The organism is Blautia sp. Sow4_E7, from assembly GCF_052116245.1.
GTDB lineage: Bacteria > Bacillota > Clostridia > Lachnospirales > Lachnospiraceae > Blautia_A.
On record NZ_JBQKLL010000023.1, the window covers coordinates 18,094 to 33,276 of the forward strand.

At 44.8% G+C, this 15,183-nt stretch carries 12 protein-coding genes; 2 read left to right on the plus strand and 10 right to left on the minus strand.

The annotated features are described in order from the left end of the window. Nucleotide 1: 1 nt before the first annotated feature. From ACTQ50_RS12780 to ACTQ50_RS12810, 7 genes are all read right to left on the minus strand, one after another. Nucleotides 2-2,089: a heavy metal translocating P-type ATPase gene (locus tag ACTQ50_RS12780; protein ID WP_441484541.1), complete on the minus strand. Its 2,088-nt coding sequence runs from the start codon at nt 2,087-2,089 to the stop codon at nt 2-4. A 319-nt stretch (nt 2,090-2,408) separates the two neighbouring features. Beyond that, a complete protein-coding gene (locus ACTQ50_RS12785) occupies nt 2,409-2,726 on the minus strand; it encodes a DUF6110 family protein (RefSeq protein WP_441484542.1) in 318 nt (105 codons plus the stop codon). 188 nt (nt 2,727-2,914) lie between these two features. Continuing rightward, a complete protein-coding gene (locus ACTQ50_RS12790; RefSeq protein WP_441484543.1) occupies nt 2,915-3,307 on the minus strand; it encodes a metal-dependent transcriptional regulator in 393 nt (130 codons plus the stop codon). 74 nt (nt 3,308-3,381) lie between these two features. After that, nucleotides 3,382-3,855, minus strand: coding sequence for a transcriptional repressor (locus tag ACTQ50_RS12795; protein WP_441484544.1), 474 nt, complete (start codon nt 3,853-3,855; stop codon nt 3,382-3,384). 147 nt (nt 3,856-4,002) lie between these two features. Continuing rightward, on the minus strand, nt 4,003-6,156 hold the full coding sequence (gene feoB, locus ACTQ50_RS12800) for a ferrous iron transport protein B (RefSeq protein ID WP_441484545.1): 2,154 nt from the start codon (nt 6,154-6,156) through the stop codon (nt 4,003-4,005). Nucleotides 6,157-6,452: 296 nt separating this feature from the next. After that, nucleotides 6,453-6,674 (minus strand): FeoA family protein, encoded by a 222-nt coding sequence (locus tag ACTQ50_RS12805; RefSeq protein ID WP_118581832.1) that lies wholly within the window; start codon nt 6,672-6,674, stop codon nt 6,453-6,455. 25 nt (nt 6,675-6,699) lie between these two features. Further along, nucleotides 6,700-6,912: a FeoA family protein gene (locus ACTQ50_RS12810; RefSeq protein WP_441484546.1), complete on the minus strand. Its 213-nt coding sequence runs from the start codon at nt 6,910-6,912 to the stop codon at nt 6,700-6,702. A gap of 354 nt (nt 6,913-7,266) precedes the next feature. Here ACTQ50_RS12810 and ACTQ50_RS12815 point away from each other — a divergent pair, with 354 nt between their 5' ends. Next, on the plus strand, nt 7,267-8,151 hold the full coding sequence (locus tag ACTQ50_RS12815; RefSeq protein ID WP_441484547.1) for an LD-carboxypeptidase: 885 nt from the start codon (nt 7,267-7,269) through the stop codon (nt 8,149-8,151). Nucleotides 8,152-8,389: 238 nt separating this feature from the next. On the opposite strand, the gene ACTQ50_RS12820 is transcribed toward ACTQ50_RS12815, so the two are convergent. The 3 genes from ACTQ50_RS12820 to ACTQ50_RS12830 form a co-directional block, all read right to left on the minus strand. Beyond that, complete coding sequence (locus tag ACTQ50_RS12820) at nt 8,390-9,562, minus strand: NAD(P)-dependent malic enzyme (protein ID WP_295306726.1); 1,173 nt, start codon at nt 9,560-9,562, stop codon at nt 8,390-8,392. A 313-nt stretch (nt 9,563-9,875) separates the two neighbouring features. Beyond that, complete coding sequence (locus ACTQ50_RS12825) at nt 9,876-12,209, minus strand: ABC transporter permease (RefSeq protein ID WP_441484548.1); 2,334 nt, start codon at nt 12,207-12,209, stop codon at nt 9,876-9,878. Between the two features lie 11 nt (nt 12,210-12,220). Then, the gene (locus ACTQ50_RS12830; protein ID WP_226819728.1) at nt 12,221-12,919 is read right to left on the minus strand and encodes an ABC transporter ATP-binding protein; all 699 of its coding nucleotides are present in this window, start codon (nt 12,917-12,919) and stop codon (nt 12,221-12,223) included. 334 nt (nt 12,920-13,253) lie between these two features. Here ACTQ50_RS12830 and ACTQ50_RS12835 point away from each other — a divergent pair, with 334 nt between their 5' ends. Further along, nucleotides 13,254-15,161: a diguanylate cyclase gene (locus ACTQ50_RS12835; RefSeq protein ID WP_441484549.1), complete on the plus strand. Its 1,908-nt coding sequence runs from the start codon at nt 13,254-13,256 to the stop codon at nt 15,159-15,161. Nucleotides 15,162-15,183 lie beyond the last annotated feature (22 nt).

Consider the following 15,183-nt stretch of genomic DNA (forward strand, 5'->3'; position numbering starts at 1 on the left):
TTTAGATTTCCTCTGTCCCCACCAGATTCTTCATGCTGTTCATACCGATCAGCAATGTAGAAGTATTGTGAAGCAGTGCGGATGTAGTTGGCTGCAGGATTCCGGCAACGCCCAGCAGGATCAGTCCTGTGTTAAATCCTACGATGGTTCTGTAGTTATTGTGGATACGCTTCATCAGCGCGTCACTGATGTTCTTCAGAACTACAATACCTTCCAGGTTGTCAGCGCCGATGGTGATGTCTGCGATCTCTCTTGCGATCTCAGCACCTTCACTTACTGCAATACCTGCGTCAGCTGCGGAAAGAGCCGAGGAATCGTTGATTCCGTCACCAAGCATAACCACTTTGCGGCCTTTTGCTTTCTCTTTCTCTACGAAGCTTGCTTTATCTTCCGGAAGGACCTCGGAATAATATTCGTCAACGCCAACCTTGGCTGCAACAGCCTTAGCAGTACGCTCACTGTCACCAGTCATCATAACCACCTTGCTGAAACCAGCTTTTTTCAGTGCTTTTACGACTGCAGGGGCTTCCTCACGGAGAGGATCCTCGATGCAGATAACTGCAGAGAGACTGCCCTCAATTGCAAGATACAGATGGGAATATTCATTTGGCAGATTCTTAAACTGCTCTTCCATCCCTTCCGGAATGGTGCATTTCTCATCTTCGAATACAAAATGGGAGCTTCCGATAATAACCTTTTTATCCTTGATGGTTGTGGAAATACCGTGAGCTACAATGTACTGTACCTTAGAATGCATTTCCTCATGATCCAGCTTTCTCTCTTTCGCTGCATCTACAACGGCTTTTGCCATAGAGTGCGGGAAATGCTCTTCCAGGCAGGCAGCAATTCGAAGAAGGTCATCTTCACTCATTCCATTAAATGATACCACCTTGGTCACTGTAGGCTCTGCCTTGGTAAGAGTACCTGTCTTGTCAAATACAATGGTATCGGCGTCGGCAATTGCCTCCAGGAACTTGCCGCCCTTAACGGTGATCTTGTATTCTCCTGCCTCGCGGATGGCGGAAAGTACGGAAACCGGCATAGCCAGCTTCAGTGCACAGGAGAAGTCAACCATCAGTACAGAAACAGCCTTGGTCACATTTCGGGTAAGCAGATAAGTAAGCGCTGTACCGCCAAGTGTATATGGAACCAGTCTGTCAGCCAGATGCTCAGCCTTGCTCTCAAGACCAGATTTCAGCTTCTCAGTGTCCTCGATCATAGCTGCGATCTTCTCATAGCGGCTGGAACCTCCAACTGCTTTTACTGTGATGACAGCCTCGCCTTCTTCTACCACAGTACCTGCGTATACGGAATTTCCTACTACTTTTCTTACCGGAACGGATTCGCCAGTCAGGGAAGCCTGGTTTACCATAGCCTCACCTTCTGCGATCACACCGTCGAATGGGATCACATTTCCCATATGTACTACAACCATGTCACCAGTCTGGATCTTGTCTGCGTCAACCAGCACCTCTGTGCCCTCGCTGCGCAGCCATACCTTGCCTGTGTTCAGGGACATGGTACGTGCAAGATCGTCCACAGATTTCTTGTGTGTCCACTCCTCAAGCAGTTCTCCGATTCCAAGCAGGAACATAACAGAACCAGCTGTGGAGAAATCTCCTCGGAAAATAGAAACACCGATTGCAGTGGCATCCAGAACCGGAACCTCGATCTTACGCTTCCATAATGTCTTAACGCCCAGCCAGATATACTTCACTGACATTGCAGTGGTATAAATTGCGGACCATGGATATGGCAAAAGAAGCTTACGTCCATAATGGAAAATGATCTTATTTACCAGCTTCTCCTTGTATGTCTCATTTAATTCCCTTCCGGAGTTCTCCAACACCTGCGCCGGTACGCTGACACGGCTGTAGCCAAATGCCTGGATCTGCTTCAGCAGTTCTGCTCTCTCGCCAGTATAATAAATAAGAGCATCACAGGTACGGTTGAATACCTGGGCTTTCTTTACTCCATCCAGGTTTTCCAGGTAATACTGAAGGGTATCGGCCTGGGTAAAGTTCATGTATTTCTGAAAAAGATGGACACGGATTCGTCCTTTCTTCTCGTGTTTAATCGTAAATTTCAACTTGTTCACCTACTTTTCAAAGCAAGAGTTACTGTTCACTACGTTCACAGTAAGCGCTCCGCGATGCACAAAAATCATGCAAGCATGATTTCGCGCTACAACTCTCGGGTTTTCTGTGAACTTTGTTCACACAAAACACCTCGCGGAATTTTTCAAACGAACAGTAACAATTAAGAGGACTGTCGTGATATACGGCAGTCCCCAGTATGCATCTGTTTTACAGTTACAAAATACAGTATCTTCTATTTAAAAAATCCGGTACAATGCATTCAGTCTATTCCAAGACACTGTTTTGCACTATGTTCGAGAGCCGGGCAGATTACTCAGATTCAGCCTCTGTCTCAGCCTCTTCTGTCTCTTTGAACTCTGTCTCGCCTTCAGCTGCCTCATCCTCGAATGGCTCCTCAGCTACTTTTCTGTCCTCGTTGATCTGCTGTGCATCCGCGTAGATGTCACCTGCGTTCTCCTGAACAGTTGTTACAGTCTTCATTACACAATCCTTAGCTCTTAAAACAGCAGCTGTGCACTCTGTGTAAACCTTCTTTGCATCTTTGCTTGAAAGGAGCTTGATACCAGCAGTTCCGAATAAAACACCTGCTGCGAAAAGTCCTGTTTTGTCCCATTTAAAACTTGCCATGATTAAATTCCTCCTTATAGTAAAATGTTTTTTGTTATTAGTTATCTTTCGATTTCTCGAATTATATATAAGGTCTTCTGGAATTTCCAGTACTTTTTTCTTGTTGAGAAATCTTCTCATTAATTTTCCATGTTTCGTGCAACTAACAAGTGTTATTTTTGTGCACTTTGTATAAGTTGCATAACACTTTATTTTATTGTATCCAGATAGCTCTTTATTCCCTGAAAGGTCTCCTCGCTGATCACATGCTCCACTTTGCAGGCATCTGACTCCGCTGTTTCTTCTGACACATTGGCACATTTTGCAAACAGCTTCGTGATCACCTGGTGCTTCTCGTAAACATTCTCTGCAATTTCTCTTCCTGATTCTGTGAGAAGCAGACGTCCTTTTTCATTTCTTGTAATATGACCATCCTTTTCCAGCTCTGTCATGGCCCTGGTCACACTTGGCTTGGTGATGCCAAGATGATTGGTCACATCCACCGGACGCACATCTCCGGGGGATTTCTTATTCAGGATCAGAATGGTCTCCAGATAATCCTCCCTGGACTCCTTCATTCCTTCTTTCTTCATACACCACATAGTTGCCGCACCTCCGCCTTTCTTTTACGCATCGGTTCGCAGTATTGACGTATATAGATTGACTGTCCTTATGGTCATGCACCACACTTTGACATGGTCATCTCAATACTCTCAATATCCTGATCTCCGATATAGCCCATATTTTTAAGCCCTTCTCTTACAACCTGCTTCCAGACCTCAGAAGGTAACTTACAGACAGTATCATCACTAAGTCTTACAGTGCAGCCGTTTTCCTGGCAGCATGTTTCACAGCCGGAAATCCGGTACATATTCTTACGGCTGATGGCACCGATTTTTTCCAGCATATTTACCATACGGTAAATGGTGGCAGGTCCCACATTTTTATCTTTCTCCTGTACTTTGTAATAAATTTCCTTACAGCAGGAGCAGTCCTCCTCCAGAATAATAACCAGGATCAGCTGGCGCTGCCTGGTGATTCTGCAGCCTTGTTCGCGTAATCGTTCAAGGATCATATCTCTTTGCATTTTTGTACGCTGATATGCTTCATGAGTCTCACATGCTTTTTCTTCAACTGCTTTTTCCATCATTCATCGCCATCCTTTTCTAAACTTTTGTGTCATCTGGAATTCTTATGTAAAAAGAAATCTTCCTCTTGGGATTTCCCCTTATATAAAAATTCCAGCCTGTATCTCTTAAAGGGATACAGGCTGAATTATTTTTGCAAGCTATTTTACTTAAGCAATACCTTTTGTATTAACTTTTAAGCTGCTGCTCTCTTTATATGGTCTGAAGAGCAGGTACAGGAATGCTGCAACCAGAACGAATGCTACAACAGTTCCAATTCCAAATCCGCCGCCTGTAAGCAGTGTACCAATCTGATAAATGCAAAGTGCAACTACATAAGCAAGTCCGCACTGATATCCGATTGCAAACCAGAACCATTTTGCGTTGTTCATCTCTCTCTTGATCGCACCCATAGCTGCGAAGCAAGGAGCACACAGAAGGTTGAATACCAGGAATCCGTAAGCTGCAACAGGAGTCATAACTGCTGCTAGATTTCCCCAGATCTCAGCTCCATCTTCTGCAACCTCAGCAAATCCGAAGAGCATACCGAATGTAGCAACGACGTTCTCTTTTGCGATAAGACCGGAAACAGCAGCAACTGCCATCTTCCAACCTTCTCCGGCATTTGTCCATCCAAGTGGAGTGAAGATCCAAGCGATACCGGAACCGATCTTAGCAAGAATACTGTTGTTCAGCTCTTCTACCATTCCGAATCCGCCGTTTTCCCAGCCGAATCCCATGAGGAACCAAAGAACGATTGTGGAAAGAAGAATGATGGTACCAGCTTTCTTGATGAAGGACCATGCTCTCTCCCAAACACTTCTTAATACGTTGCCGACTGTTGGCCAGTGGTATGCCGGAAGCTCCATAACGAATGGTGCCGGCTCGCCAGCGAACATTTTTGTTTTCTTAAGGATGATACCGGAGCAGATGATTGCTGCGATACCAACGAAGTAAGCACTTGTGGATACCCATCCACTGTTATCAAAGAATGCACCTGCGATCATGGCGATGATCGGGAGCTTAGCACCACAAGGAACAAATGTTGTGGTCATGATTGTCATTTTACGGTCACGGTCGTTCTCGATTGTACGGGAAGCCATAACTCCAGGAACACCACATCCGGAACCGACCAGCATTGGGATGAAGGATTTTCCGGAAAGACCGAATTTACGGAAGATTCTGTCCATGATGAATGCAACACGAGCCATGTATCCGCAGGACTCAAGGAATGCAAGGAACAGGAACAGAACTAACATCTGCGGTACGAAACCAAGTACAGCACCAACACCGGCAACGATACCGTCAAGGATCAGTCCCTGCAGCCATGCAGCGCAGTGTACAGCTTCCAGAGCAGACTCGATTACCGGAGGAATGATCTCACCGAACAGTACATCGTTTGTCCAGTCTGTTACAAAACCACCAACTGTACTTACAGATACATAGTAAACAACCCACATTACAACTGCGAAGATCGGAAGAGCCAGCCATCTGTTGGTTACGATTCTGTCGATCTTATCAGATGTTGTAAGTTTCTTTCCTGTAGAGGATTTTGTATAACACTGTCCAATAATGGAGGAAATGTATACATAACGCTCATTTGTGATAATACTCTCTGTATCATCATCGAATTTATCTTCCAGAGCTTTTACTTCGTAAGATACATCCGGAATGCTCTTCATCTGCTCTGCGATCTTGTCATCTTTCTCGATGAGTTTGATTGCAAAGAAACGTTTCTGAGCATCTGCAACAGTTCCTGTCAGCTTATCTTCAACAGATTTGATCGCATCCTCAACATCCTGTGCGAACTCGTGAACCGGAACAGTTTTCTTTTTGCTCTGTGCTGCGCTGATTGCTTTCTCAGCAGCCTTCATGATTCCAGTTCCTTTCAGAGCGGAAATCTCAACTACTTCGCAGCCAAGCTTTTTGCTTAATTTGTCAATGTGGATCTTATTTCCGGATTTCTGAACCAGGTCCATCATGTTGATTGCCATAACTACCGGAATACCAAGCTCCATGATCTGTGTGGACAGATACAGGTTACGCTCAAGGTTTGTACCATCTACGATGTTGATGATCGCATCTGGCATCTCGTTGATCAGGTAATTTCTGGCAACCACTTCCTCAAGCGTGTATGGGGAAAGGGAATAAATACCAGGAAGGTCCATGATTGTTACATCTTTGTGGCCTTTCAGTTTACCTTCTTTTTTCTCTACTGTTACACCAGGCCAGTTACCAACGAACTGGTTAGAGCCGGTCAGTGCATTGAATAATGTGGTCTTGCCGCAGTTAGGGTTACCTGCAAGTGCAATCTTAATCGACATTTTCATGCCTCCTCTTTCTTTCCAGATTTTCTTTTTTCAATTTTTCGGGGCTTACATATGCCAGCTTCTGCTGATCTTGGTTGCCCACTACTGCCGATTGTTTTAATCAGCTTTCATTTGTTAGCGTTTCCACTTATTTATTAGATCTCGCTAACCGACCAGGTAAAAAAAATTACCTATTCGTTTCCAGAATATGCAATTTCATGCTGTGCTCATTTCCCTTATGTATGCGCAGCTGCAGTTTCCTGTTGGCTTTCGCTCTCAGGAACGCCAAAGTACTATGTCTGGTACAGTACTTACTCTACCTCGATCATTTCTGCATCGACTTTTCTCAGAGACAGTTCATAATCTCTTACAGTTACCTCAATAGGATCTCCAAGCGGTGCAACTTTACGTACATAGATCTGCACACCTTTGGTGATTCCCATGTCCATGATACGTCTCTTTACAGGTCCTTCGCCATGCAGTCTCTTCACTGTGACAGTCTGACCTACGCCAACTTGCCGTAATGTTTTCATAATGCTTGCTCCTTTTTTCTGGATTTCAGACCATGATCCGATTTGCCATATCCTTGCCAATGGCAACTCTGGAATCTTTCACATTCACGATCAGGTTACCGCCGATCTCGCTTACAACGGTTACAGTAGCTCCCTGTACAAATCCAAGATTTTCAAGAAATTTACGGGTTTCTTCTTTACCGCCGACTTTTTTGATCACCTGCGGCTCTCCTTCGTTTACCATTGATAACGGCATCATATCATCCTTCCTTTTTGTGCTTTAGAAACACCTATTTATTATTATGTTTAACTTACGTTGATTAGTATATTCTAATTTATATAAGCTATCAATAATTTATTTGCACTTTTTTCTCATTTTTTTCCAGCGGAATTTCGTAGATTTTGACCAGAGTTTTTTGAAAATGTTTCGGGAATGTTGGGGAGGATGGTGGAATTATGGGAAATTATTGTTTATAATGTAAAGAAATAGCTAAAAAGTGGTGGATTGGCATATTTTTATGCTTAATGCACAGTTTTGGGCAGGAAAATCTGTAGAAAAGTTACAGGTATTTTGTGGTTTACAGGTATTATATAGAAAGAAAGGATTACTTTTATGAAACAGGGAAGTAAAGTGGGGATTGTCTGTTGTTCTAACGGACTTAGCGCTGATCAGGCTGGAACAATAGAAATGCTGGTGCAGATTCTGGAAAAAGCGGGGCTGGAGGCAGAACTTAGTCCTTATCTTTATGGGGATGAAACTGGACGTGCTGGAACTGCCCGAGAGCGCGCCGGGGCTCTTATGAAGTTTTATGAGGATGATTCTATAGAAGAGATTTTTGATGTATCTGGCGGAGATATGGCAAACGAGCTTCTGCCTTATCTTGATTTCCAGACTATTGCTTATGGGAAAAAGCGTTTCTGGGGATACAGTGATCTAACTACGATTTTGAACGCCATCTATGCACGGACAGGAAAATCCTCTGTCCTATATCAAGTACGGAACCTGACTTACGACCACAGCCAGTCCCAGATAACGGACTTTCTGGGAACGACGCTGGCTGGAGCTTCCTCTCTTTATGATTTTCCTTATGAATTTGTGCAGGGAACTCATATGGAAGGAATTGTGGTTGGCGGCAATATACGTTGTCTTTTAAAGCTGGCAGGCACCCCTTACTGGCCGGATATGCGGGAGAAAATTCTCCTTCTGGAAGCCTGGGGCGGAAAGCTGCCGCAGATAGTGACGTATTTAAGCCAGCTGAGCCAGATCGGTGTGTTTAAGAAGGTGAATGGTATTCTGCTGGGGACTTTTACAAAGATGGAGGCAGATAACTGTCAACCAGACATGGCACAACTAGTCCTTGAATTTGCAGAAAAAAAGACACCCGTTGCGAAAACGCCCTTGATCGGACATGGAACTGACTCAAAGGCGATTCGGATCGGGCATCGTTTAAAGTTGTTCTCTGCCGAAGAAAACAAACGGATATATAAAGAATTTTAATTTGCTAGAAACTAAACAGTCTCAGCCAGTGCACAGCATTTGGGCAATGGGTATTGCTCTAGCGAGCCATTTCAGGCGCGTTCTTAGCGTAGATGAAATCCACTGCCTACGAAGACTTATGCGTGAAGGCTCTCCTGAACGCATTAGTCGTAGTTGGCAGTTAGTTCATCGTAGCGTTGCGCCGGCGAGTGAGTAATACCCATTGTCCGAATGCGTCCGCCTTAAAACACCTCTGTTTTTAAATTCTAGCTACTCCACTCTTAATTGCAGCCTCTGCTGTAGCCTTCGCAACTGCGTCTTTCACACGAGAGTCAAATGCTGCTGGCAGAATATAGTCAGCGCACAGTTCTTCATCACTTACCAGCCCTGCGATAGCGTAGGCTGCGGCGATCTTCATCTCATCGTTGATGTCGGATGCGCGGACGTCAAGGGCACCGCGGAAGATTCCAGGGAAGCAGAGAACGTTGTTTACCTGGTTCGGGTAATCGGAACGGCCGGTGGATACTACTGCTGCTCCTGCTGCCTTAGCCTCATCCGGGAAAATCTCAGGAGTCGGATTTGCGCAGGCAAAAATGATCGGGTCTTTTGCCATGGTGCGAACCATGTCTGGAGTAAGGGTTCCTGGTGCGGAAACGCCGATGAATACGTCAGCGCCTTTGATCACTTCGCTTAAGGTACCTTTCTCATGGTTCTGGTTGGTGATCTTCGCCATCTCTTCTTTGATCGGGTTCAGACCTTCGCGGCCTTCGTAGATTGCACCCTTACGGTCTGTCATGATCACATTCTTAAGTCCCATAGAGATAAGAAGTTTGATAATGGCGATTCCTGCAGCTCCTGCTCCGGAAGTAACGATCTTGATATCCTCGATCTTCTTTCCAACAACCTTCAGCGCATTGATCACACCAGCAAGTGTGATAACTGCAGTACCATGCTGGTCATCATGGAAAATCGGAATGTCACAGCACTCTTTCAGCTTCTTCTCGATTTCAAAGCATCTGGGTGCGGAAATATCCTCCAGGTTTACCCCGCCGAAGCTTCCAGCCAGAAGTCGAACGGTCTGCACGATCTCATCTACATCTTTGCTTCGAACGCAGAGCGGAATGGCATCTACATCTCCAAACTCTTTGAACAGAACGCATTTGCCCTCCATAACCGGCATACCAGCCTCCGGGCCGATATCGCCAAGTCCCAGAACTGCAGTACCGTCTGTTACTACTGCAACCGTATTCCAGCGTCTGGTCAGCTCATAACTTTTATTAATATCTTTCTGAATCTCAAGGCAAGGCTGTGCAACACCAGGGGTGTAAGCAAGGCTTAAAGCATCCTTGGAATCAACCTTTGCTCTTGAAACAACTTCAATTTTACCTTTTAACTCATAGTGCATCTTTAAGGATTCTTTTGCGTAATCCATGTCGTATCTCCTCTTCTGAAAAAATATGTGGGCACCTGCTCCCATTATTATACGCAGCAAGTCCCGCTCGGATACAAAATATCCACTTTGGGCTACAAGGGAAAGTATATACGAAATTTTACCAAATCACAACATGAAAATGTGAATAAATCTCTCAATAAACAAAACACCACTCCAACCTGGTTGCTACTGTAATACCCCAAACACTCAAAACATATTGTCGAAAATAAAGCGCTCAGCAAATAGGGGCAAACTCCCCAAAAACAGAAGTCTGCCCCGATATCCCCCAATATTCTATTTTCTCAAATTTCTCCTACTCCACATTCTTCAGCGCCACATCCATCGGAATCTTCTTGATCCTTCTGAACTGCAGCAATGCTACCAGCACATACGCCCCCATACCCATTGCAAACATCTCCGGATAAACTGCTGGTTCCAGATATAAGGTCAGCCAGCCTGAGAAGGAGGACATCAGATATCCGTAAATCCCATAGATCGTCCAGGTAGACAAAAGCAGGCTAAGTAAAATAGACAAGATCACCACCCACGTAGTGGAAGTAAGATACAGGCTGTTGATCTCCCGGTTCTCATATCCCAGGATCTTTACCATGGAAATAGCATTGGCATTCTTCTCAATGATCAGCTTGGTAAGCAGATAGATCAGGAGGGCAAACAGCACAACCGCAAACACATTGATCAGCTTGAACATCTCTCCCATAGAAACATCCAGCTGGCGACTGACCTTGGTCAGATCATCCTCTGTAATTGTCATTGCGATCAGATCCTCATCCAGGTCTTTGATCTTTTCCTGGGAAAAATAGCCGTTAAAGTAGTCCTCCTTTTCTCCAAAGGTTTCCCGGTAAGAAGTGATCGGCATAAACACCGTCAGCAAAGCCGGATAATCATAAATTCCCTGCACCGTAAACTCATAGGTCTCACTTCCGTAAGACTCCTTCAGCACAATGGTATCCCCGGTCTTTATCTTATACTTCTCTGCATAACCGTCGGAAATCAGAACTCCATCTGTTGGAAGCTCTGTACTTACATATGCACTATCCTCCGAAATTCCATAGACCGTTATGGTCTCGCCATCCTGATCTGGCAATACGTTTTTCATGGAATTCAGACAGAATTTTTCTGCGGACTCCTCATTGGTTTTCAAGGGCGGAGTAAGGAATTTCTGCAGCATTCCCATAACCGTATACCGCTCCTCCTCGTCTGGCTCCTCCGGTACGTTCAGCACATACTGGTACGGCGCGATCATATTTTTCAAAATCTCTTCCTGATAATGATCCAGAAGCGGCTTCATCATCATTCCAAAAAGCAGCAGCACATTTGCAAAAAAGATTCCAATAAATAAAGTCAGATAGCTGGACTTATTCTGCAGGATAATGCGCAGCCGGAAGCGGTTGAAAAACTTAAAGTTCGGAAGGCGCACAGCCTTTTTCCTTTTGGAAGTGGACAGATCGTGGCGCAGGAATTTCAATGGGGACAATCTTAATTTTCTGGAGATCAGAAGCAGATTGATTCCCAGCATGATCACGATCGGAACAACGGTCGTAAGAATAAAAGCATCCGCATTCCAATGTGTTTCATAAGTTGGCAGACTGTAGCTGCCATAGTACATATCAGCGCATACATACTTAAAAGCTGTATATCCCAGCACATTTCCCAGAACAGACGCGATCACGGTAACAATTACCGGCATGGAAATATAATGGATCAGCAGCTCTCTTCTGGTATATCCGGAAGCCCTTAAGGTTCCGATCACACAAGCTTCCTTGGTAATTGTATTGTTTGTGGTGACCGCAAATACAAAGGCGATAATTACGATCAGAATATAAAGCAGCACCTCTACCATGGCCTTGTCACCGCCCATGTCATCTCCAGTAAAATGAAGGGCCTGGTTTGCATAGCCTGGGATAAAGCCAGTTACATTTCCGTATTTCACCACCACATCCAGGAAATCTTCCGACATGTTTTTCTCTTCTATATCATCCTTTGGAACTGTGTCATACTGCCAGGAATAACGATATTCCTCATGGGTGGTTCCGAAGCTGTTTGTCCCTTCTTCTGTCATAACGGCAACTCCGAACTTCACCGCATCAAACATCATATCAATGTTATCGGAAAATAAACTACTATAGTCGGATAATGCCACAAGTCCGGTAATATCCAGTTCTTCACCTGAAATCCGTATCTTGTCCCCGACTTTCAAATTGTTGTTATCTGCATACATTCGGTCAATGGCGATCTCGTTTTTTGCAGCCGGAAATACACCTTCCATCAGGCACACCAGGTCCATATCTGTACGATTCTGGTAAATTCGCATGGTTCCTTCTTCGATTCCATCAAGATCTGCGTCTGCGCCCTCATCCCAGTAAAAATTTTCGCAGATTCGTACCTTTCCATTTTTTTCAATTTTCTTCAAATCACTTTCGCTGGCTTTCGAAGACAAAGTGAAATTGCCGTGTTCCACATTATACTTTTCGAAGCTTTCGTCATAGGCTGCCAGCATACTGTCGTCGGCAACCAGATACCCGGACACAAAGCCAATGGTCAGTGTCATAAACAGAAAGATCACAATATATTTTCCGAAATCACTTTTCAATTCTCTTGGAAGACGTTTCCACAATGGATTCTTCATAGTACACCGCCTTACCAGTCTAGATCGTCGGCTGCGACTTTGGACTCATTGAGATAATTTTTGCGGATCTGACCGTCACGAAGCTTCACCACACGGTCTGCCATATTTTTGATGGCATCGTTATGGGTAACCATGATGATGGTATTTCCATACTTCTGGTTAACCTGCTCGATCAGGCGCAAAATTTCCTTGGAGGTGTTGTAATCCAGCGCTCCTGTTGGCTCGTCGCAAAGAAGGATATCCGGATTTTTTACAATGGCACGACCAATGGCAGTTCTCTGCTGCTGACCGCCGGAAAGCTGATTGGGAAGCTTATGTCTGTGCTCATAAAGTCCCAGGGTATGAAGCAGTTCATCAATATCCAGGGCCTTATCGCTGAGATAGGCACCCACTTCGATATTTTCCTTTACATTTAAATTTGGGATCAGATTATACATCTGAAAAACATATCCCAGATGCTTCCGGCGGTAAAGAGTCAGCGCCTTATCTTTCATGTCCCCTGTTTTTTCCCCGTTTATGGAAATATAGCCCTCATCTGGCTCATCAATTCCACCGATAATATTCAAAAGCGTGGATTTTCCGGAACCAGACGGTCCAAGAAGCACACAGAACTCACCTTTTTCCACAGAAAAATCAATTCCGCGGAGAACCTCTGTCCTGCTGTCTCCGGAACCGAAGCCTTTCTTCAAACCTTTAATTTCAAGAAACATCTCTTTTCCTCCCTGTAAAACATTGTCGTTCACGAACTATTTTCTCTCAAAACAATTACAGTGATTTCTACGCTGCTTTTTGTTAGTTCGTGCTAACTTGTGTTTATCATACCTCTTTTATCTGGATATGAAAAGAAGGGTAATTGAGAATAATTCTCAATATCGGTGGTTTCGTTTTTTCGAAAATTATTTTGTAAAAAATCACTTTTAGCGAAATTGGGTTTCGAGATTTTCCCACATATTTTTTACAAAAGATGTGGTATTTCCATAGAAAATTCGATATAATACTAACAATGTTTGTAGTTTTGCACAACTATCCTTGGGAGATTTTTACATGAAGAAAATAGCACTTATTACAGACGGCTGGGGACGTTATGTAACCTATACCTGGATTCAGGGATATCGGAATTACATGGCTGCCCACCGGTCAGATATGGATTTATATATTTTCCAGAGCTTCGGAAATTTCAGTATGGATGAGAAGCATAATACAGGGGAATACAACATCACACGGCTTCCTGATTTTTCAGAATTTGACGGCATCCTTCTGGATCTTGCCACCGTGTCCCAGCCAGACCTGATCGCAGAGGTGATCGAACGTGCCAGGAAAAGCGGCGTCCCAACTGTTTCCCTTCTAGAACAGATTCCAGGGTTCTATCATTCCGGAATTGACAACTACGAGGCCATTACCAGGATTGTTGACCACCTGATCACTGAGCATGGATGCCGGACTCTGAATTACATCGGCGGACCTGAATTTAATAAAGAAAACCAGCTCCGTTTCAAGGCTTACAAGGATGCCCTTCTTCGCCATGGAATTCCCTTCGAGGGGCAGCGGGTGATCCATCATAATTACGAAATTGAAACTGGAATCCAGGCCTTTTCTATATTTAAAGAAAAGGATCTGCTTCCAGATGCCTTTGTATGCGTCAACGACAATACTGCGGTCGGTGTCTGCCTGGCTGCCAAAGAAGCGGGATATTCGATTCCCGGAGATTTTCTGGTAACCGGTTTTGACAATGAGGACAAGGCATCCTACTATGATCCAAGAATTACCACCGTAGGCTTTTCCAAGGCTGATGTTATGGCAGATGCCCTTCTGCTTCTGGAAAAAATCTGGCAGGGGAAGGCAGAAACCACTTATGTGTACGCACCTTTCAACTATGTTTTTCAGGAAAGCTGCGGCTGTATTTCCCAGAATCCGCCAGACCGTGGAGAATACGTAATTGGACGTATTGTAGCGGAAGCACGCCAGAGCGATATGCAGAACTGGATGATGGATCTGAACCGTGTTCTCCTGGACTGCTCCGGATACACAGAGCTTGCAGGGCGCATGCAGACCTGGCTGACTGAGCATGGCTGCGGAAATATTTATCTGTTTATGAATCCGGATATCTTTATGAGTGAAAATGTGGACGTGCTTCCTGAAATCCCGGACGACGCCTATCTGACTCACGGATATCCAAATGAAATGACACTGGTTTACCCACGTCAGGAAAATCAAAAGCCACAGCAGCTTGATCTAAAGGAGATCCTTGCCCTTCCACGAAAAGAATCTGATGGAAAGCAAAATATTTACCAGTTCTGTCCTCTGCATTTTCGTGAACGGGAAATCGGATTTCTGATCATCACCAATTGTGATTATCTGCTGGAGCATCAGTTCCTGTTCGAAACCTTAAATGCGCTCCAGACCTCCATGGAAGCCCTGTATGCAAGGCTTACCCTGCGCAAAATGAACAAACAGCTTTCCCAGCTTTATATCCACGATTCCCTCACCGGGCTTTACAACCGGATGGCCTATGAGAAACTGGCCCTGCCTCTTTTCCATCAATGTATGCAGGAAAATCAGCCAGTGGGGATCATGTTTGTGGACGCAGATCACCTGAAATATATCAACGACAACTTCGGTCATGATATGGGGAATCTTGCCATCAGCAGCATTGCTTCCGTCCTGCGGCAGTACTGTCCTGCGGAGTCCATTTCCATGCGCTATGGCGGAGATGAATTCGTGTGTGTGATCCCTTATTCTGATAAGCGGCAAATGCAGGAGCTGGCTCATACCCTTCAGGCTTCTCTGGATGTACTTTCTGCCAACAGCCAGATGGGCTTCCCCATTGAAGCAAGTATCGGCTGGGTGATCGCCGAGGATCCGGTTCTGACTCTGAATGATTATATCAATCTGGCAGACGAGAAAATGTACTCTGCGAAAAAGGCCAGAAAAGCGGAGCGGAAGGATTCCTAAACGGACAGGGCGCATCCAGCGG